At 50.5% G+C, this 21,111-nt stretch carries 14 protein-coding genes and 4 tRNA genes; 13 read left to right on the top strand and 5 right to left on the bottom strand.

Annotated elements, in window-relative coordinates; genetic code table 11:
- The first annotated feature begins 9 nt into the window (after nt 1-9).
- The 10 genes from ftsH to DW922_RS02075 all read left to right on the top strand — a co-directional run bounded on the left by ftsH (nt 10) and on the right by DW922_RS02075 (nt 10,976).
- A complete protein-coding gene (ftsH, locus tag DW922_RS02120) occupies nt 10-1,818 on the top strand; it encodes an ATP-dependent zinc metalloprotease FtsH (RefSeq protein WP_118725656.1) in 1,809 nt (602 codons plus the stop codon).
- A 527-nt stretch (nt 1,819-2,345) separates the two neighbouring features.
- Nucleotides 2,346-4,418 carry a glycoside hydrolase family 13 protein gene (locus DW922_RS02115; protein WP_118725655.1) on the top strand — a complete coding sequence of 691 codons (2,073 nt, stop codon included), beginning with the start codon at nt 2,346-2,348 and terminating at the stop codon, nt 4,416-4,418.
- Nucleotides 4,419-4,663: 245 nt separating this feature from the next.
- Nucleotides 4,664-4,745: transfer RNA gene (locus DW922_RS02110), tRNA-Tyr, on the top strand.
- A 17-nt stretch (nt 4,746-4,762) separates the two neighbouring features.
- A tRNA-Leu gene (locus tag DW922_RS02105) sits at nt 4,763-4,848 on the top strand.
- A gap of 22 nt (nt 4,849-4,870) precedes the next feature.
- Nucleotides 4,871-4,943: transfer RNA gene (locus tag DW922_RS02100), tRNA-Phe, on the top strand.
- Nucleotides 4,944-5,068: 125 nt separating this feature from the next.
- Nucleotides 5,069-5,141: transfer RNA gene (locus DW922_RS02095), tRNA-Gly, on the top strand.
- Nucleotides 5,142-5,612: 471 nt separating this feature from the next.
- Nucleotides 5,613-6,944 carry a leucine-rich repeat protein gene (locus DW922_RS02090; RefSeq protein WP_195714987.1) on the top strand — a complete coding sequence of 444 codons (1,332 nt, stop codon included), beginning with the start codon at nt 5,613-5,615 and terminating at the stop codon, nt 6,942-6,944.
- A 27-nt stretch (nt 6,945-6,971) separates the two neighbouring features.
- Nucleotides 6,972-8,342 carry a VWA-like domain-containing protein gene (locus tag DW922_RS02085; RefSeq protein ID WP_118725653.1) on the top strand — a complete coding sequence of 457 codons (1,371 nt, stop codon included), beginning with the start codon at nt 6,972-6,974 and terminating at the stop codon, nt 8,340-8,342.
- A 112-nt stretch (nt 8,343-8,454) separates the two neighbouring features.
- A complete protein-coding gene (locus tag DW922_RS02080) occupies nt 8,455-10,029 on the top strand; it encodes an AAA family ATPase (RefSeq protein WP_118719571.1) in 1,575 nt (524 codons plus the stop codon).
- Between the two features lie 8 nt (nt 10,030-10,037).
- Nucleotides 10,038-10,976 (top strand): mechanosensitive ion channel domain-containing protein, encoded by a 939-nt coding sequence (locus DW922_RS02075; RefSeq protein ID WP_243031976.1) that lies wholly within the window; start codon nt 10,038-10,040, stop codon nt 10,974-10,976.
- A gap of 57 nt (nt 10,977-11,033) precedes the next feature.
- On the opposite strand, the gene hcp is transcribed toward DW922_RS02075, so the two are convergent.
- The gene (gene hcp / locus DW922_RS02070; RefSeq protein WP_118719569.1) at nt 11,034-12,668 is read right to left on the bottom strand and encodes a hydroxylamine reductase; all 1,635 of its coding nucleotides are present in this window, start codon (nt 12,666-12,668) and stop codon (nt 11,034-11,036) included.
- A 162-nt stretch (nt 12,669-12,830) separates the two neighbouring features.
- Here hcp and bsh point away from each other — a divergent pair, with 162 nt between their 5' ends.
- A complete protein-coding gene (gene bsh, locus DW922_RS02065) occupies nt 12,831-13,820 on the top strand; it encodes a choloylglycine hydrolase (protein WP_118719567.1) in 990 nt (329 codons plus the stop codon).
- A 3-nt stretch (nt 13,821-13,823) separates the two neighbouring features.
- Here the strand turns inward: bsh and DW922_RS02060 are convergent, their stop codons facing one another.
- From DW922_RS02060 to bioB, 4 genes are all read right to left on the bottom strand, one after another.
- Nucleotides 13,824-14,957 carry a diguanylate cyclase gene (locus DW922_RS02060; protein ID WP_347560248.1) on the bottom strand — a complete coding sequence of 378 codons (1,134 nt, stop codon included), beginning with the start codon at nt 14,955-14,957 and terminating at the stop codon, nt 13,824-13,826.
- On the bottom strand, nt 14,954-15,730 hold the full coding sequence (locus tag DW922_RS02055; RefSeq protein WP_118725652.1) for an alpha/beta hydrolase: 777 nt from the start codon (nt 15,728-15,730) through the stop codon (nt 14,954-14,956). The genes DW922_RS02060 and DW922_RS02055 overlap by 4 nt, the downstream gene beginning before the upstream one ends.
- A 93-nt stretch (nt 15,731-15,823) precedes the next feature.
- On the bottom strand, nt 15,824-16,384 hold the full coding sequence (locus tag DW922_RS02050; protein WP_118725651.1) for a biotin transporter BioY: 561 nt from the start codon (nt 16,382-16,384) through the stop codon (nt 15,824-15,826).
- A gap of 22 nt (nt 16,385-16,406) precedes the next feature.
- A complete protein-coding gene (gene bioB, locus DW922_RS02045; protein ID WP_118725650.1) occupies nt 16,407-17,378 on the bottom strand; it encodes a biotin synthase BioB in 972 nt (323 codons plus the stop codon).
- A gap of 347 nt (nt 17,379-17,725) precedes the next feature.
- On the opposite strand from bioB, the gene DW922_RS02040 reads away from it, so the two are divergent.
- Together DW922_RS02040 and clpB are read left to right on the top strand one after the other, a co-directional pair.
- Complete coding sequence (locus DW922_RS02040) at nt 17,726-18,247, top strand: phosphatase PAP2 family protein (RefSeq protein ID WP_118719563.1); 522 nt, start codon at nt 17,726-17,728, stop codon at nt 18,245-18,247.
- Nucleotides 18,248-18,473: 226 nt separating this feature from the next.
- Entirely contained in the window at nt 18,474-21,065 is a 2,592-nt protein-coding gene (gene clpB, locus DW922_RS02035; protein ID WP_118725649.1) for an ATP-dependent chaperone ClpB, read from the top strand.
- Nucleotides 21,066-21,111 lie beyond the last annotated feature (46 nt).

The raw sequence follows: 21,111 nt of genomic DNA, 5'->3' as shown, positions 1-21,111 counted from the left end.
GGCCGGTGAGTGAAACAGCAAAGTGGTTTTCGGGGCAGCTGGCTGCTTTTTCCGCTGCTTCTGATCGTACTGGCGCTGGCGTTTATGCCGGGGCGCAAACAGAATGAGCTGAGTTACCAGCAGTTTAAACAGGTACTGGAAAATGGAGATGTCGGAAGTCTGGTCATTTACCAGAATGAGCAGACACCGACCGGTGAGGTGCGTCTTTCCAACCATGCAGGTGAGGTTTATGTGACCTATGTTTCTGATGTAAACCAGGTCCAGCAGATGCTTCAGGATGCAGACATTGATTACAGTATGAACGATGTTCCGCAGACCAGTTACTGGATGAGCATCATTCTTCCGGTTGTGATCTCTGTAGGCGCAGTGATTCTGATGCTGGTCATCATGAACATGAGAGCCGGTGCAGGCGGTGGTACCAATGCCAAGATGATGAACTTTGGCAAGAGCCGTGCCCGCATGACAAACACCAGCAATGTGACATTTAAAAATGTGGCAGGTCTCCAGGAAGAGAAAGAAGATCTGGAAGAGATGGTGGATTTCCTGAGAAATCCCCAGAAGTACACCAGTGTAGGCGCGAGGATCCCGAAAGGTGTGATCCTGGTGGGCCCTCCTGGAACCGGTAAGACCCTGCTTGCCAAGGCAGTAGCTGGTGAGGCTGGTGTGCCGTTCTTCTCCATTTCCGGTTCTGACTTCGTAGAGATGTTTGTCGGCGTCGGTGCTTCCCGTGTCCGCGATTTGTTCGAGGATGCCAAGAAGGTAGCACCGTGTATCGTATTTATCGACGAGATCGATGCCGTAGCCCGCAGACGTGGTACCGGCATGGGCGGAGGCCACGACGAGCGCGAGCAGACCTTAAACCAGCTTCTGGTTGAGATGGACGGTTTCGGTGTCAATGAGGGCATCATTGTCATGGCAGCGACCAACCGTGTAGATATCCTGGATCCGGCTATCTTACGTCCGGGCCGTTTTGACCGTAAGGTTGCAGTTGGCCGTCCAGACGTGAAGGGCCGCGTGGAGATCCTTCAGGTGCATTCCAAGGAAAAACCGCTTGGAGAAGACGTAGACCTGGCCCGTGTGGCAAAGACAACCTCCGGCTTTACCGGAGCTGATCTGGAAAACCTTATGAATGAGGCCGCCATTCTTGCGGCAAAGGAAAACCACAGTTTTATCCGCCAGAGCGATATCGACCGCGCATTTGTCAAGGTTGGCATCGGCGCAGAGAAGAAGAGCCGTGTCATCTCTGAGAAAGAGAAGAAGATTACTGCATATCACGAGTCTGGTCATGCGATCCTGTTCCATGTACTGCCGGATGTGGGACCGGTTCACACGGTATCCATCATCCCGACCGGCGTCGGGGCAGCAGGCTACACCATGCCGCTCCCGGGTGAGGACGAGATGTTCAACACCAAGGGCAAGATGCTGCAGGATATTATGGTATCCTTAGGCGGCCGGATCGCAGAGGAGATCATCTTCGGTGATGTGACGACCGGTGCTTCCCAGGATATCAAGCATGCCAGCAAGATCGCGCGTGCCATGGTGACCCAGTATGGTATGTCCGAGAAGGTTGGCATGATCGATTACGGCAGCGACGATGATGAGGTATTCATCGGAAGAGACTTCGGTCATGTGCGTGCTTACAGTGATGAGGTGACCGCTTCCATTGACGCGGAAGTAAAGCGTATCATCGACGAGTGCTACGCAAAAGCAAAGAACGTTATCCTGGAGCACCGGGATGTGCTGGAGAGCTGTACCGCCCTGCTGATCGAGAAAGAGAAAATCGGACAGGAAGAGTTTGAGACATTGTTCCAGAAATAAAAAGAAGTCAGAAGGCATAGATGCGTTTGCTTAGCGGGGCAAAACAAATGAAACTATGCAAAGTGCACAAAAAAAGTTTTGAAATTTGTTCATGTTTGTTAACACTTATTGGTTGGTCCGTGCTATTATAATACACGTAAACCCCCCAATACATTATATAGTTTTTGCTACACCCCATAAGAAACGAAATACCTTCTCCTGAAAGAGCCAGCTACCCCGCTGGCTCTTTCGCTGTTATTTGCGCAATGCGCAAACAACAGCGGATTTTGCCGATGCTTTGCATTCCAAATCTGCAAAATCTGCTACCACGACTGTACTGTACGGAATTTTTAGTTCAGAAAATTCCTACCCATAAATGGTAGATGTTTGTTTTCAGATAATAAACATGTTGTCATTGACATGAAAATCATATAAAATGAGATTATACGATTCCATCGGGGGAAATAGTCATACAAAAGTTTTGTTTGCGTAACGCGCAGACAGGATCAGGGCAGAAACAAAAAACCTGGGAGGAAGGAGCAGGGGTTATGTTTGATGAGCATCAGGAAAATGGAATGAACCGGCAGGCATTGTTTACGGATGAGACGCAGGATTACCGCAGACCGGAAGAACCGGACGCGGGCGAGACTGTAACGCTCCGCTTTCGCACCGCGAAGGACGATGTCGACCGGGTTTTTTATATTGAGGAAGATAAAAATATTCAGGCAGAGATGCGAAAGGTATCTTCGGACCGCCTGTTTGATTACTATGAATACCGGATGGAGGCGGACAGTGAGCCACAGCGGTATTATTTCCAGGTGGTGAAGGACAATGAAATCTGCTATTTTAACAGATTAGGAGCTACCATGGACATCCAGAGCTGCTACGCATTCCGCATCACCCCGGGATTCCATACGCCGGAGTGGGCGAAGGGCGCAGTCATGTACCAGATCTTTGTGGACCGCTTCTGCAATGGAGACAAGAGCAATGATGTGACAGAGTGTGAGTATGTCTACATTGGGTGTCCGGTACACCGGGTTACGGACTGGAGCACTAACCCGTCTACGATGGATGTAGGCTGTTTCTACGGCGGTGACCTGCAGGGCGTGTGGGACAAGCTGGATTACCTGCAGTATCTGGGGGTGGAGGTCATCTACTTCAATCCGCTGTTTGTTTCCCCATCCAACCACAAGTATGACAGCCAGGATTATGACCACATCGATCCGCACTATGGCGTGATCGTTAAAGACGGCGGAGAACCGGTGGCAGAGAATGCAGTGAACAATGACCATGCAACCCGCTACCAGATGCGCAGCGCAGACCCGGAAAACCTGGCTGCCAGCGATGCATTTTTTGCCCGCTTTATGGAAGAGGTCCACAAGCGCGGCATGCGCGTTATCATCGATGGTGTGTTTAACCACTGTGGTTCCTTTAACAAGTGGCTGGACCGCGAGAAGATCTATAGCAACCAGGGCAGCTACGAACCAGGTGCTTATGAGAGCAAAGAGAGTCCGTACTGCAGCTTCTTTAAGTTTTATAATGAGGATGCGTGGCCGGATAACGGTACCTACGACGGCTGGTGGGGACACGATACCCTGCCGAAGTTAAACTACGAGGATTCGCCGAAGCTGTTCGAATACATTATGAAGATTGCCCGTAAGTGGGTATCTGCGCCGTACCAGGTAGACGGCTGGCGTCTGGACGTGGCAGCCGATCTGGGCCATAGCAGTGAGTATAACCACAAATTCTGGCAGGAATTCCGGAAGCATGTCAAAGAGGCAAATCCGAAGGCTATCATTTTGGCAGAGCATTACGGGGACCCAAGCAGCTGGCTGGCCGGAGACCAGTGGGATACCGTCATGAACTACGATGCGTTTATGGAGCCGCTTACCTGGTTTTTAACCGGTATGGAAAAGCACAGCGATGAGTATAATGGTGCCCTCTACGGTGATGGCGTCAGCTTTTTCCGATCTATGTATTACCACATGAGCCGGATGCAGACCCAGTCTGTATTGGTGGCTATGAACCAGTTGTCAAACCACGACCATAGTCGTTTCCTGACCAGGACCAACCAGATCGTGGGACGTCTGGCCAGTGCGGGTGCGAAGATGGCAGAATTTGGAATTAATTACGGAACCTTCCGGGAAGCCATCATGGTGCAGATGACCTGGCCTGGCGCACCGACCCTGTATTACGGAGACGAGGCAGGCGTGTGCGGCTGGACTGACCCGGATAACCGCCGGACGTATCCGTGGGGATCCGAGGATTTTGAACTGATCGAGTATCACCGTTATCTCATTGACCTGCACAAGAAGCTTCCGGCCCTGCGCCGCGGTTCCTTAAAGCAGCTGCAGGCAGACCGCCAGCTCATCATGTATGGCCGCATGAGCGGGGAAAATAAGTGCGCGATCATCATCAACAACCGCGGCGATGGCAGAACCGTCAGCGTGCCGGTTTGGGAGCTTGGCATTACCGATGAAGATGTGATCACCCGCATGATGATGTCCTATGAGAGCGGCTATAACGCAGGACGGGTAGACTACCATGCAGACCACGGATATCTGACACTGGAGGTACCGGCGCACAGCGGCGTGCTGTTGTCCAGTGGGGTGCTGGTGTAAGGAATGTTCGGCCGGTGTCTGTATGACAGAACGCATATAGACTGCAGTTTTGCGGAAGAATATAGAGAAATGATGTAAATCAGATAAAGAAAAGACCTTCGTACCGGGAACTTACCACGGTGCGGAGGCCTTTTTTGGCAATTTGTATATATAAAAGTAAATGGAAAGTAAATGGAAAAGCAAAAAACTGCTTGCTTTTTGGCAGTTGGTATGATAATATAATTTTTGCTTGTCGAAGCTAGTATGGATGGGTTCCCGAGTGGCCAAAGGGGGCAGACTGTAAATCTGTTAGCTGTGCTTTCGGTGGTTCGAATCCACCTCCATCCATTTCCTGAAAAGGATATGCCGCAGTGGCGGAACTGGCAGACGCACAGGACTTAAAATCCTGCGGGACTAATCTCCCGTGCCGGTTCGATTCCGGCCTGCGGCATTAAAGCTTTTTGGCAGGACAGGCCTTGGTAGCTCAGTTGGTAGAGCAGAGGACTGAAAATCCTCGTGTCACTGGTTCGATTCCGGTCCAAGGCACTTGGATATACAAAGATTCTTATTCACATGGTTTTCACGAATTTCAAAAAAACTTGAAAAAGTGCTTGCAATCTTAGAAAACTTGTGGTAAGATATGAACTGTCCAAGAGACAACAACAAAATATGCGCGAGTGGCTCAGTTGGTGGAGTACGACCTTGCCAAGGTCGGGGTCGCGGGTTCGAGTCCCGTCTCGCGCTCTCTAAAATACGGGTTCCGAGTTATTCGGGATCCGTTATTTGTTTGTATAAATGAAATTACTGAAAGTTTTTATTTGAAGAAAACCCCAGAGGATTAATTAGGATCCTCTGGGGTTTTTGGTTTGCCATATGGAAATTCTCACATTCCTTAGCTGCCTACATCGTATTCTATTTTTGCCATGTTGTCAATCTGTCTTGAATGCATATGGTCAATCCTGGATAAATTCCAGTAGTCTTTGGAGGTATAAGGACCTTTGACCAATGGCATGTTAACACTTCCTTTCCATTATCGTTATTATAGGAGAAACAGAGACAACAAACAAGGCTTTACTTTTGCCCCAAAGTTTTCTAATATATTAGAGAACCGTGTGACTGCAAAGTGTAACGCAGTTATTACCGTTCATGCGTTGCGCAAACAGCAGGATTTGTTTGTTGTTTTTCAGCAACAAGTTAGAATATAGAGGCATTACGATGAAGTTTATTTATACCAGAATTAACGATGAAATCCGTATAGATCAGATTGAAGACCCGGAGGCGGTGATCTATGTACCGGAGCGTTTTGAGGATTGTCCGGTGACAGAGCTTGGCTCCTATGTGCTGGCGCACAGTTCTGTGGAGGAGATTCATCTTCCACCGTATGTCAGAAAGATCGGTGCGTACGGATTTTATGAGTGTGAACAACTTAAAAGAATTTATTGTTACAGCCGGGTGCTGGACCTTGGTGCCGGGCTGTTTGCGGGTGTACCTGCAGTAGAGTATCTGGATATTACGGAGTTTCCGGGTGAGCGTTCCTGCTTAAAGGAGATGTTGACAGAACTCCGGCAGACTTTGCGGGTGCAGATTCATTGTTACTGCACACGCATGCGTGTGCAGCAACGGGATTTTGCCGATGCTTCGCATTCCAAATCGGCAAAATCCGCAGCCACAACTGTATCGTACGGAATTTTCAGTTCAGAAAATTCCTACCCGTGTACAGCAATGATTCAGCCGCTGCGGCAGGCGGGGCGAAAGGAAGCAGGACAGGAAATCTTAAAACCGGGAGAAACAAAGCAGCGGGAAAGAGAACAGCAAAACTTGGATCTGTCTTCGGAGAAACTGCCGGAAGAATACGAGGCAAGACTGATCTTTCCGGAGTATTTCGAGGATTCGGTTGAGAATACACCAGCCCGCATTGTCTGCATCGAGACGCATGGCTGCGGGCACCGTTACCGGTACTGTTTTGCCGGGCGGGTGTTCCAGTACCGGGGCTACGATGAGCTTTTTCCACATGTGCAGGTGCAGGAAAAAGAAGAACTGGTCACAGAGCTGGCATTGGGAAGGCTGCTCTATCCCAAAGAATTATCGGAGAAATTCCGGGAACAGTACCAGACTTATATCCGGGAGCACTGGGAGATGGCCGGGCGGCTTTTGATCCAGGCAGATAACATGAAGAAGAATCACGTGAGCAACCTGGAACCAGGGAAACTGCCGTGGCTGGTAGAAGAGGTGCTTATGCCAAGGAAGGATCAACGCGAAACCCGGCAGCCAGAACTTGCAGCAGAACAACTCCGGAATACTGAACAAAATCAGCCGCTTCAGAATTTCTCTGCCCAGCTTTCCACATTTATTCAGATAGCTCAGGAATCCGGCGATACGGAAATGGTGAGCTGGCTGATGGAACGGCGGCATCATCTGCGGGCTGCAGATTCGATGCAGTCTGCAGGTGCAGTGCAGGATGCTGAAACGACGCAGAATTTAACTGATGACGTGGAAAATCTCATGAAATCGCAGCCGCCAAAGCGGAAACGCCGGTTTGAATTTTGAAACAGAAGAAAGGGGAAATCATAAACTATGATCGATCCAACCAGGCACAGACAGCTGGAAGAACTGAATATGGTGGAACTTTGTACCCGGATCTTCCGGAATGCCAGGAATGAACTGTACCTGAATATGCGCTATCTGGACCTTTCGTTAAGTTCGCTTGGCTTTGAGGCAGACCCGGGCTGCCGTGGTGTGGGGACAGATGGATTTGTGATCTACTATCATCCAGATTACGTCTGCGATCTGTACCAGAGGGGACGCGTGCATGTGAACCGGGCATATCTGCACATGGTGCTGCACTGCCTGTTCTGCCATATGGACACGCGCGGCAAACGGGAACCGGAACTTTGGAACCTGGCCTGCGATATTGCGGTGGAATCCATGTTGGACGACATGTATGTAAAATGCATTCGTGTGGCACCGACGCCGTTTCGCCGGGACTGGTACGGACGGCTGCATGCGAAGCTTACTGTGCTGAATGCAGAGGGTGTGTATCGCGTGCTGAAGGAAGAGCAGCTGGAGCCGAGGAGGCTGGAGCGTCTGGCGGCGGAGTTTCTGGTGGATGACCACAGTTTCTGGGATCTCCCGGAGGATTCCCCGAAGACTCCCATGGTGCGCCAGACGCAGTGGAGCAATAACCGGGAAAAGGTGCAGACCGAGATGGAAACCATGGGAAACCAGCAGGATGAGGAAAATAAAAGCATACTGGAGCAGATCCAGGTGGAGAACCGGGAACGGTATGATTACCGTCACTTTCTGCAGCGCTTTTCGGTGCTGCGGGAGGAGATGCAGGTCGACCCAGATTCCTTTGATGCGATCTTTTATACCTATGGGCTTTCGCTGTATGGCAATATGCCGCTCATCGAGCCGCTGGAATCCAAAGAAGTCAGCCGGATCGAGGATTTTGTTGTGGTGATCGACACCTCCATGTCCTGTTCCGGGGATCTGGTGCGGTGTTTTCTGGAGGAAACCTACGACGTGCTTTGTCAGTCGGACAGTTATTTTAAGAAGACCAACATCCACATCATCCAGTGCGATGAACAGGTGCAGCAGGACCGTCTCATTACGAATCAGGAAGAGATGGAAGCCTACATGCGGGATTTTACCATCATCGGGCAGGGCGGCACAGATTTCCGTCCGGCATTCGAGTATGTGAATGGGCTGATCCGTCAGGGGGCTTTTCACCGCCTGAAGGGACTGCTGTATTTTACAGACGGAGAGGGGATCTACCCGGTAAAGCGGCCGGTGTATGATACCGCCTTCGTCTTTTTGAAGGATCAGTATACCGATATTTCTGTCCCGGCCTGGGCCATGAAACTGATCCTGGAGCCGGAGCAGCTGCTGGAGAACAGCGGCGGACAATCTTCTGGCAGTAAGGCAGCGAAGGTCGGTCCGCTTTAGGAGCAGCTGCTGGAGAACGATGTCACAGGCAGCGAACATGACGGACGGAACGTAACTGTGAAGGTACGGAACAGTTACGATAGAATTACATTGGAAAGGAAGAACAGGAATCATGAACATTAAGCGGGCAAAACAGGAAATCAAAGACACTGTGGCCGCGTATCTGGCAAAGGATGAGTTTGGGGCTTACGAGATTCCCTCCATCCGCCAGCGCCCGATGCTTCTGATTGGACCGCCGGGAATCGGCAAGACCCAGATTATGGAGCAGGTGGCGCAGGAATGTCAGATCGGTCTGGTGGCTTACACCATCACCCATCATACCCGGCAGAGTGCGGTGGGACTGCCCTTTATCGAGCATAAACAGTACGGCGGAAAGGAGTATGCCGTTACCGAGTATACGATGAGTGAGATCGTGGCATCGGTCTACGAGCGCATGGAACGGAGTGGAATGCCGGAGGGCATTCTGTTTATCGATGAAATCAACTGTGTGTCGGAAACATTGGCACCGACTATGCTGCAGTTTCTGCAGGGCAAGTCGTTTGGAAACCATAAGATTCCGGAGGGCTGGATCATTGTGGCAGCAGGAAACCCGCCGGAATACAACAAGTCAGTGCGCGAGTTCGATATTGTCACCATGGACCGGATCCGTCGCATCGATGTGGAGCCGGATCTGAACGTCTGGAAAGAGTATGCAAAGACAGCCGGGGTGCATCCGGCGATCCTTTCTTATCTGAGCGTGCGGCCGCAGAATTTCTGTCAGATCGAGACAACGGTGGACGGCAAGCGCTTTGTGACGCCGCGTGGCTGGGAAGATCTGTCCGAGCTGATCTGGATCTACGAAAAGCAGGGCCGCAAGATGGACCGGGAACTGGTGGGAGAATATCTGCAGTTTCCAAAGATTGCGAAGGACTTTGCAAATTATCTGGAGCTGTATTACAAATACCAGGACGATTACCAGGTGGAGCAGGTGCTTGCGGGTCATATTTCCGAGGCTGCGGTGGACAAGCTGCAGCGGGCGTCCTTTGATGAGCGCATCAGCGTGGTGAGCCTGCTTCTGTCAGGATTAAATGAAAAGTTCCGAAATCTTATTTATATGGAAGAGATGATGAGTCTGCGTATGGAGCAGATGAAAAAGCTGCAGAGTGCAGGTTTCCTGGAAGAGATAAGAGCAAAGCAGAATGCGGAAATCGGGAAGCGGGGCGTGGAGGCAGCAGAGCAGAGCCGGGATGGTGTGCTGGCAAATGCCCTGGCAGCACTTGCCGGTCAATTCCGCGCAGACTGGACCAACCGGCTGGAAAATGCCCTGCTCTCCCGCGCACAGCTTCGCACCTGCCGTGCGGTGAGTGCCAAACTGGAAGAGGATTCCATGGCACTCTTAAAGAGCGGCATCACCGACTGGGACGAGGGCTTTGCGCTTTTGCGTGAGCGTTTTGGCGTGGACAGTGACCGTTATGAGGAACTGTTCGACGAGGCGGGCGCAGCGCTGGAGCATGCGTTTGACTTTATGGAAGCGGCTTTTGCAAACAGCCAGGAGCTGGTGCTGTTTGTGACAGAACTCAATACCGGGGCATACAGCGTTCATTTCCTGCAGGATTATGAATGCGAGCGCTATTACCAGTACAACCGGAATCTGCTGTTCTCCCAGGAGGAGCAGGAGATCGAAGCACTACTAAATAAGAGAGGGTAAGAACCACAATGATGTTTTTGACAAAGCTGATGCTGCTCACGGCAGCAGAAACGGATGCAGACCTTTCTACTGTTTTGGAGGAAACCAAGGCAGTGGCAGAAGAGGTGCATGAGGATCTGCAGAATTTAAAACCCAATGTAATTTTAGAAACCGTAAAGAGCTGGCTTCCGGGACTTATGAGCTTTGGTTACCGTCTGGTGATCGCCATTCTCATTCTGGTGATCGGAAACCGGATCGTGCATGCCGTGCGCAAGTTCTTATATAAGACCTTTACACGCATGAATCTGGATCCGAGTATCAGCCGTTTCCTGATCTCTGTGGCAGATGCCTGCATTTACGCGCTGGCAATCTTTATCGCGGCCGATAAGATCGGTATCCCGTCGGCTTCCATCATCGCGCTTTTGGGTTCTGCCGGACTGGCTGTTGGCCTTTCCCTGCAGGGCAGCCTGGCGAATGTGGCAGGCGGAATCCTGCTGCTGCTGCTGCGTCCGTTTGGCGTGCATGACTACATTGTGAGCGGCGGATACGAGGGAACGGTACAGAGTATCGGCCTGGCTTACACCACCATCATTACGGTCGATAACAAAAAGATTACGATCCCAAATGGCCAGATTTCCAATAGCACGGTTGTAAATGTTACTTCCCAGGAAAAGCGCCGGGTAGACCTGGTGATAGGAATCGGTTATGGCGCCGATATCAAAAAGGCAAAAGAGCTGATCCGTCAGGTGTACGAGAAGCATCCGCTTGTACTGGCAGAGGACGGCATCACCGTTTTTGTGGATGAGCTGGCCGACAGCGCGGTTATGCTCGGCTGCCGCGGCTGGACCAAAACGGAAAATTACTGGCAGGTCCGCTGGGATGTGCTGGAAAGTATTAAGGAAGTGTTCGATGCGAACGGCATTGAGATCCCGTTCAACCAGATGGATGTCAATATCAAACATCAGTGAGACATTGAAAATGCACCGCAGGCTTTTGGCTTGCGGTGCATTTTTGCAGAAACTCCATTACTCGAAAAATAATTTCAGATCCTCTTCAACTGTTCCAATGCCCGCGATGCCGAAGTTTTCCACCAGAACCTTCGCAACATTTGGGGATAAGAAGGCCGGAAGGGTCGGTCCTAAGTGGATATTCTTCACACCGAGGTATAAAAGCGCCAGCAGGACAATGACCGCTTTCTGCTCGTACCATGCGATGTTGTAGACGATCGGCAGGTCGTTGATGTCGTCCAGACCGAAAACTTCCTTTAATTTCAGTGCGATGACAGCCAGGGAGTAGGAGTCATTGCACTGTCCGGCATCCAGCACACGCGGAATCCCGTTGATATCGCCCAGGTCCAGCTTATTATATTTGTACTTTGCGCAGCCTGCGGTTAAGATCACGGCATCGTGCGGCAGTGCCTTTGCAAAATCGGTGTAGTAGTTTCTGGATTTGGCCCGTCCGTCACAGCCAGCCATAACTACGAACTTCCGGATCGCACCGGTTTTTACTGCGTCTACGATCTGGTCAGCCAGGGCCAGCACCTGGTTGTGGGCAAAGCCGCCCAGGATCTCACCCTGCTCAATTTCCGTCGGAGCGGCGCAGCGTTTTGCCTGTTCGATGATTTCAGAGAAATCTTTTTCTTCGCCAATCTCACCGCCGATGTGCTTACAGCCCGGATATCCGGCTGCACCGGTGGTGTAGAGGCGGTCTTTATAGCTGTCCTTCGGCGGCACGATGCAGTTGGTCGTCATAAGGATCGGTCCGTTGAAGCTCTCAAACTCTTCTTTCTGTTTCCACCATGCATTTCCATAGTTGCCGACGAAGTTCGGATACTTCTTGAAAGCCGGATAGTAGTGAGCCGGAAGCATCTCGGAATGGGTGTATACATCTACACCGGTTCCCTGTGTCTGGATCAGCAGCATCTCAAGGTCGCGCAGGTCGTGGCCGGAAACCAGAATGCCCGGGCGCTTGCCGACACCAATGTTTACACGGGTCATTTCCGGGTGACCGTAAGCGCCGGTATTGGCTGCATCCAACAGAGCCATACCCTCCACACCGTATTTTCCGGTCTCCAGGGTTAAGTTTACATAATCCGAGACAGTCAGGGAATCATCCAGCGTAGCGGCCAGGGCGCGCTGCAGGAAAGCATCCAGCTCCGCATTCTCCTTTAACAGGGCATTCGCGTGCTTGCTGTAGGCGGAAAGTCCTTTTAAACCATAAGTGATCATCTCGCGCAGGCTGCGGATATCCTCATCCTTGGTAGAGAGAACCCCTACCAGGGCCGCTTTGACTGCAAAGGTATGTTCCTCGCCGTTCCAGAGTGCGGCAGCCGGAAGCACGGAGGTATCCGGGCATTGCTTTAAGAGATTTTCCTTGGTGTCCAGCGTTTCGCGGATGCGGGCAACGATCATCTCTTTGTCAAAGTTCGCGTTAGTGATGGTGGTGAAGAGATTCACAGTGATGAGATGGTTGATCTCAGCGCTGATTTCGGTTCCCAGGCTGCGCAGATGCGTGGTGACAGCGGAAATCCCGCGGGTAACATATACTAAAAGGTCCTGCATGGCAGCGACCTCCGGAGTTTTTCCGCAGACACCGGAATTGGTGCATCCGGTACAGCCTGCAGTTTCCTGGCACTGATAGCAAAACATATTCTGACTCATAAATATTTCCTCCTTACAATACAAATAATATCAGTAACGTAACAACATGGTTAGAGTATAATAGATATGGCTGCATTTGAATGTTGTTTAAACAACAAAATTGCATTATAATGGTGTTAAAATGCTGGAAATATATGGAATGATAAAGAAGGAGGAACCGCGATGTGTACAGCAGCAGTCTATAAAACAAAAGACTTTTATTTTGGACGGAATCTGGATTACGAATTTCCGTACGGGGAGGAGGTTACAGTCACACCCCGGAATTATCCGTTCCATTTCCGTTTCCTTGGTGAGATGGAGCATCATTATGCCATGATCGGCATGGCACATATTGCGGATAACTATCCGCTTTATTACGATGCGGTAAATGAAAAAGGGCTCGGCATGGCCGGTCTGAACTTTGTGGGAAACGCTGTGTACGGAGAACCCGTAACCGATGGAACAAAAGAAAATGTTGCGCAGTTTGAACTGCCGCTGTGGCTGTTGGGACAGTGCGCAACTGTGAAAGAGGTGCGTGCGCTGCTTTCAAAAATCCAGATCACGAATACGCCATTCAATGAAAAATATCCGGTTTCCCAGCTCCACTGGATGATCGCGGACCGGGAAGAAACCATCGTAGTGGAAGCCGTGGCAGACGGACTTCATATTTATGATAATCCGGCCGGAGTCCTCACAAACAACCCGCCGTTTCCGCAGCAGATGTTCCGCTTAAATGATTACCGCGGTCTGTCTCCGAGGCAGCCGGAAAACACCTTCGCACCGGGTCTTGACCTTACGGCCTACAGTCGCGGTATGGGTGCATTGGGGCTGCCGGGCGATCTATCTTCTGCATCCCGCTTTATACGGGCTGCTTATGTCCGTGCAAATTCTTTATCGAAAGACTCTGAAAGCGCAAGCGTGAGCCAGTTCTTCCATATCCTGCACTCCGTAGAGCAGCAGAGAGGCTGTTGTGATGTAGGCGGCGAAAAGTATGAGATCACGATTTATACTTCCTGTTGCAATGCAGACAAGGGAATCTACTACTACACTACCTACGAAAATCACCAGATTACAGGCGTGGACATGCATGCGGAGAATCTGGATGGGGCAGAACTCGCACGGTATCCGCTTGTGCAGGGTGAGCAGATCTGCTGGCAGAACCGGAGAAAATAACAATTATTTCCCCGAGCTATATTCCCGCCCCATCTTACTTTTCTGCTTATTCAGATACATGTAGTGATCTGCCTTGTCGAACAGCGTCCGCAGCGTGCATTCTTTGTACTCGGTGGATACTGCCCAGCCGAATGCATAGCTGATTGGCGTGTGCTTTCCATACTGGTTGAAGCGGTCAACCGTTTCCTTTAATGCCTTCAGATGGGACATGATCTGGGGTTCATCGGTGTTGTAGATCACAGCCATAAATTCATCGCCGCCGTAGCGTCCCACAAAATCCATGGATGGGATGGTGTTTCTAAGGATCCGTGCGAAATTGGAGATCAGCGCATCTCCGGCAGAGTGCCCCAGGGAGTCGTTGACGGTTTTTAAGTTATTCAGGTCAAAAACCAGGCAGCCGATGGGTTCCTCTGCCGAGATAAAGCTGGAATCCTGCAAAAGCTCCTCGCAGCGGCTCTTGTTAGGAAGGCCGGTGTGAACGTCAAGATACGCCTTTTGCTGGAGGATTTTGTTTGCTTTTGCGATTTTTCTTGCGGTGATATACTGGCGGAGAATCAGCACAAGAAGCAGGATCATATCGGCTGCGGAGATGTATTCGATCGACCGGATATGGCGTGCCAGCATTTCGGAATAATCCTCAGCGGCGGTTACGGTCTGGTCGGCAAGGTCGAAGTAGGTCTCACTCATGCCAACCACATCGGTTTTCAGATATCCGTTTTCGCGGACCAGAAGAATCTCCTGTTTTAGCTTTTCCCAGTAGGCAACCTGTTCATCCAGCTTCTGCTGGTAGGTATCGTCCGGGATGCGCACCAGCTCGTATTCGCCGGTGCCGTATTTCAGACCAGTCAGAATATTGTCCAGATATTGGATCAGATTATTGTTCGGGGCATCGGTAATTTCGAGCTTGACCAGACGCTGGGTCGCACCGCGCACCAGTCCGGCATAGTTGATGACCCGGGCTGTGCCCTGGATCTGTCCGATCTGGACCATCATGGTGCTGACAAGTCCAATCAGGATCACAATCAGTATGCTTTGCAGGGCAGTGAAAAAATTCTGCAGTTTCTTTATCTGTTCCGAGACAAACTGGGAACGTGTCATGACAATGCTGTCTGAAGATGCTGATGATGTTTGTTTCATAAGAACTCCTCCGAAAAATGTGCTATAATGCGGCTATTGTTTCCATAATATTTAAAACGCTGTTCACGGGCGAAGCTTTCCCGGATAAAATCCAGAAGCCGGTGGTAAGAAATCTTTCCCTGCATGAGTGCCTGCAGGCGCTCTTCGGTCAGAGTTTTTCCCTTGTTGCCGAACATGACATCCCTTCCGTAATTGTCACGGAAGCTCTGGGTGTTGCAGGTCATGTCGGTCCAGGCGGAGATGCAGAATGCGGCTCTCGGCATGGTTTTGTTTAGATCCCGCAGCTTTAAGAGCAGAGCCAGGGCCAGATTGGCGCCTGCGGAGTCACCGCCCAGTATGATCTGGTCCGGCGCATAACCCTGCCGTTTGGTAAGATTATCCCAAAGATCCAGGGCTTCATTTAATTGTGTGGGGTATTGGTAGTCCGGAGCGCACCGGTAATCCAGGTAAATGGTCTCGCAGCCATTGGCTGCTTGAAAAAAGCCGGTGGAAAAATTGCGGTAGGATGGCACCAGGCCGTCCCGGTAGGCACCTCCATGAAAATATAGGAGTACACGTCCGGTACGTCCGGTGTCTGTACGGATGACACGTTGAAAGGCAGTGCCGCCTGGTGTGGTCTCTGCAGACCAGGTGTAGGCTTCTGGCAAGCGGTCTTTATTGAAAATAGCATCCTGCCAGCGGTGTCTTGCGGCAGAATGCTTTTTATGTGGCGCATTATGATTCATATTTTTCCAGATCATATGACTGATCAGGAGACCTCGGATGGATGTCATGTTTTTTTCCTCGCTTGTTTAAGGTTTTGTGTTTTTACGATTCGTTGTCTCATGGAGACACTCATGACATCCATTATACTACAGTTGTTGCTATTATTGAACCACAGAACCCAGTCTTTTGCGGATTTCCGGACCGATACTCATGGCAAGCACCATCTTGATGAGGTCAGCCGGGATAAATGGGATAACGCAGACTGCAAGGGCAGCCGATACCGTGTAGTTGGCCTGGAAGCAGAACCATACGGTTCCGAGTGCATAGCAGACCAGGGTGCCGACGATCATGCCGACCAGCTGAAGCCAGCGCTTTTTGTAGTGGTCAATCACAAATCCGGCAATGATTGCCATCGGGATAAAGCCTACTATGTAACCGCCGGTTGGTCCGGCGAGCTTGGCAACGCCACCGGTAAAACCGGAAAAGACAGGAAGTCCGGCAAAGCCGAGCAGTAAATAAATGAAATAACTGATTGTCCCTTTTTTCCAGTCCAACAGGTAAAGAGACAGATAGATGGCGAAATTAGTAAGAGAGATCGGCACCGGCCCGATCGGGATGGACAGCGGTGCGAGAATACAGGTGACAGCGGTCATAAGCGCTATCATAGTCATGGCATAAGTGTTGCTTCTCCGGAAAGATCCGGCGGTAGTCTGGTTTGTCATAGTGAACTCCTTTCGTTTTTTGTTAAGCGGATTCGATTTCGTAAGTGAAACCGGCTTCCTCAATGGCCCGGATGGTATCCTGGATTCCCTGCCCGCCCGCGGTCAGGTAACCGGAGGCAAAAATGGAATCCACCACGCGGAGCAGGTCTTTTTCTTTTCCCTTAAAATAAACTTCCCGTCCGGCAGCACAGCGGATATCAGATTTCGGGACCAGAAGTCTGGCAAGGCAGAGCACCTTCAGACAGTATTCCGTTGTGAGCCCAGAAATATCGGCGTGCTCTAACGGAGTGCCCGGGATCGGAAGCAGGAAATTGACCGGGAGTGCTTCCGGCTGGATCTCGCGGAGTTCCAGAAGCATGTCGACAACATCTTCTTTGGACTCGCCCATGCCGATGATTCCGCCGCTGCAGATCTCAAATCCCAGTTCCTGAAGCATTTTGATGTTGGCCACGCGCTGCTCAAAGGTATGGGTGGAGCAGATGTTGGGATAATAGGAACGGCTGCTGTTTAAATTGTGGTTGATGCGGTCGAGTCCGGCTTCTTTTAAAATTTTTGCCTGATGCTCGGTCAGAAAACCAATGGAACAGCACAGATGCGTACCGGTTTCTTTCATTTTACGGATCCGTTTCGCCAGATCTTCGATTTCCGCGTCGGTGAATTTCATTCCGCTTAAGCCGATACAGTGGCGGGACAGATGATGCTCGTTGACAAAGTCATTGTCTTTATATAATTTCTCATCGTCTACCCATTTGTATTTATCAATCTCAGCTTTGGATCGGCAGGACTGGGCACAGTAAGCGCAGTCCTGGGAACAGTTTCCGCTGCGGGCATTGGTCAGGATATGGATGCTTACATGGTTTCCTTTATACTTTCTGCGCAGGACTTCTGCACGGGCGATGAGTTCCGGAAGTTCTCCATCCGGAGTGTTTAAGATGGCAAGCGCTTCCTCGCGGGAAAGCTGTGGATCGGTGGAAATATCAGGCGTTGTGCTCATAAGATCGGATCTCCTTTGATATGGTAAATAAAAATTGGCTTTGAGAAATAAAATAGCACGGGGAGATATGATTGTCAACCTATAATTGAAAATTAGTTAACAATTAAATGCAAGGAAATAGAAGACAGCCAGAGCATGTGGACAAGGGAGTCCATGTATTGCGATGAAATTTTCAGAGTTTCGAATTTGTTTAGAAAATACCGTTGTTTTGTTAAAAATAGGTTGGTAAAATCGAGATACTATATGATAGGTACGATTCGATATCCTATAGAAATGAAAAAATGATTTTCCGGGCAGGACAGGTTTGGGGCTGCTGCCGGAAATCAAAGGAAGGGTGAATCAATATTATGGAATTAAGAATATTAGACTGGATCCAGACTTTTCGGACACCGCTTGGGGATTCGCTGATGTGTCTGATCACAGGCATAGGAAATGTGGGAATTATCTGGATTGTCCTTACCTGTATTTTATTGTTGATCCCCAAAACAAGAAAGTACGGTATGGTGGTGCTTGCGGCTCTGGTACTGGATATGGTTTTATGTAATGGTATTTTGAAGCCGTTGGTAGGCAGGGCACGCCCATTTACAGCAAATCCGTCGATTCAGCTTCTTGTCTCAAAACCGGCAGATTATTCTTTTCCGTCCGGTCATACGGCGGCAGCCTTCGCTGCCGTGTCGGCACTCTTTTTTGCCGGGGAGAAAAAAATCTGGAAAGGTGCACTGGTGCTGGCTGTACTGATCGCATTTTCCAGATTGTATCTGTATGTGCATTATCCGACGGATGTGCTCGCAGGCGTTCTTGTGGGATGCATTTGCGGGTACGCAGGAAACTGGATGATAAAGAAAATTCCTGCTAAGTTATCCCGGTAAAAATTAACTGGAAAGCACTTTTTTGGATTCCTCCAGATGAAAAACCAGCTCTTTTTGCAGTTGCAGAAGATGGCATTGTGAGAAACACAAATTCTTCACAAAAAAATTAGCACTCACCTATTGACAGTGCTAACAACATGTGCTATAGTACAGTCAATGTTATAGAAGTAGTATAACAGATGAGATAAAAGATGACGTTGCACTAAAAGGAATGGAGGTGTGATTTATGAATATAAACAAATTTACCCAGAAATCAATGGAAGCCGTCCAGAATTGTGAAAAGCTTGCTTACGAATATGGCAATCAGCAGATTGAACAGGAGCATCTGCTTTACAGTCTGCTCACACTGGATGACAGTCTCATTTTAAAATTGTTAACCAAGATGGGCATCAGCAAAGAGCTGATCACCAATGAAGCACAGCAGAAGCTGGCAGGACTGCCGAAGGTAAGCGGTTCCAGCCAGGTTTACATCAGCAATGATTTAAATAAAGTCCTCATCAATGCGGAGGACGAATCCAAAGCCATGGGCGATGAGTATGTCTCTGTAGAGCATATTTTCCTGTCCATGTTAAAGTATGCGGACCGCACCATGAAGGAGCTGTTCCGTCAGTATGGCATTACCCGCGACACCTTTTTGCAGGCACTGTCTACGGTGCGCGGCAACCAGAGAGTTGTCAGCGACAATCCGGAAGCAACCTATGACACCCTGGAAAAATATGGCTACGACCTGGTAGAGCGTGCGAAGGACCAGAAGCTTGACCCGGTCATCGGTCGTGACAGCGAGATCCGTAACGTAATCCAGATTCTTTCCCGAAAGACCAAGAACAACCCGGTCCTGATCGGTGAGCCTGGTGTTGGTAAGACGGCGGTTGTCGAGGGACTGGCCCAGCGTATTGTCCGCGGCGATGTGCCGGAAGGCTTAAAGAACCGCAAGCTGTTTGCGCTGGATATGGGCGCATTGGTCGCAGGTGCGAAGTATCGCGGCGAGTTTGAGGAGCGTTTAAAAGCGGTCCTGGAAGAAGTCAAAAAGAGCGAAGGACAGATCATTCTGTTCATCGATGAGCTGCATACCATTGTGGGAGCCGGTAAAACCGAAGGCTCCATGGATGCGGGCAACCTCTTAAAGCCGATGCTGGCCAGAGGCGAGCTGCACTGTATCGGTGCGACCACACTGGATGAATACCGGAAATACATTGAGAAAGATGCGGCCCTGGAACGTCGTTTCCAGCCGGTGCTGGTAGACCAGCCGACCGTAGAAGATACCATTTCCATTCTGCGTGGTATTAAGGAGCGTTACGAAGTGTTCCACGGTGTCAAGATCACGGACTCTGCCCTGGTGGCAGCAGCCGTGCTTTCTGACCGTTACATCACTGACCGGTTCCTGCCGGATAAGGCGATCGACCTGGTCGATGAGGCCTGCGCCCTGATCAAGACCGAGCTTGACTCCATGCCGACCGAACTGGATGAACTTTCCAGAAAGATCATGCAGATGGAGATCGAGGAGACTGCGTTAAAGAAAGAGACAGATCATTTGAGCCAGGAGCGTCTGGCTGACCTGCAGAAGAATCTGGCAGAGCTGCACGACGAATTCGCCAGCAAGAAGGCTCAGTGGGAGAATGAGAAGAATTCTGTTTCCCATCTGTCCGCATTGCGTGAGGAGATCGAGCAGGTAAACCGCGATATCGCAACTGCCCAGCAGCAGTATGATTTAAATAAAGCAGCAGAATTGCAGTACGGCAAGCTGCCGCAGCTGCAGAAAGAACTGGAAGCCGAGGAGGAAAAGGTCAAGAATCAGGATCTGAGCCTGGTGCATGAGAGTGTCACTGAGGATGAGATCGCGCGGATCATCTCCCGCTGGACCGGCATTCCAGTAAATAAATTAAACGAGAGCGAGCGCAGCAAGATCCTGCATCTGGATACCGTGCTGCACAAACGGGTCGTAGGCCAGGATGAAGGCGTGGAAAAGGTAACCGAAGCCATCCTTCGTTCCAAAGCCGGGATCAAGGATCCGACCAAACCGATCGGTTCCTTCCTGTTCCTTGGACCGACCGGTGTCGGCAAGACCGAGCTTGCGAAAGCCCTGGCTGAGGCACTGTTCGACGATGAGAACAATATGGTCCGTATCGATATGAGTGAGTACATGGAGAAGCACTCTGTAGCCCGCCTGATCGGAGCACCTCCGGGATACGTTGGTTACGATGAGGGTGGCCAGCTGACTGAGGCCGTCCGCAGAAAACCGTACTCTGTTGTCCTCTTCGATGAGGTAGAGAAGGCACATCCGGATGTATTCAATGTCCTGCTTCAGGTATTGGACGATGGCCGTATCACCGATTCCACCGGCAAGACCGTGGACTTCAAGAACACCATTCTGATCATGACCTCCAACATCGGTTCCCAGTATCTGCTGGATGGCATCGATGAAAACGGCAATATCAAGCCGGAGGCTGAGGCTATGGTCATGCAGGATCTGCGTGCCCACTTCCGTCCGGAGTTCTTGAACCGTCTGGACGAGACGATCCTCTTCAAGCCGTTAACAAAGGATAACATCAGCCACATCGTGGATCTGATGGTAGCCGATGTCAACCGCCGTCTGGAAGACCGCGAGCTGAAGGTAGAGCTGACCGGCAATGCCAAGAGCTTTGTAACCGACCACGGTTACGACCCGGCATACGGCGCACGTCCGCTGAGACGTTATCTGCAGAAGAATGTAGAGACGCTGGCTGCAAGGATCATCCTGGAAGGCAACATCAGCGAGGGCCAGACCATCGTGATCGATACCGATGAGAAGGGCGAGAAGCTGATCGCATATGTAGAATAACAATATTATCAGGCTTAACAGCCCCGTGTGAACTGCCGAATGGCAG

The sequence above is a fragment of the Clostridium sp. AM42-4 genome (assembly GCF_003480105.1).
Classification (GTDB): Bacteria; Bacillota; Clostridia; order Lachnospirales; family Lachnospiraceae; genus Brotaphodocola.
This window is presented reverse-complemented; position numbering and strand designations above follow the sequence as displayed.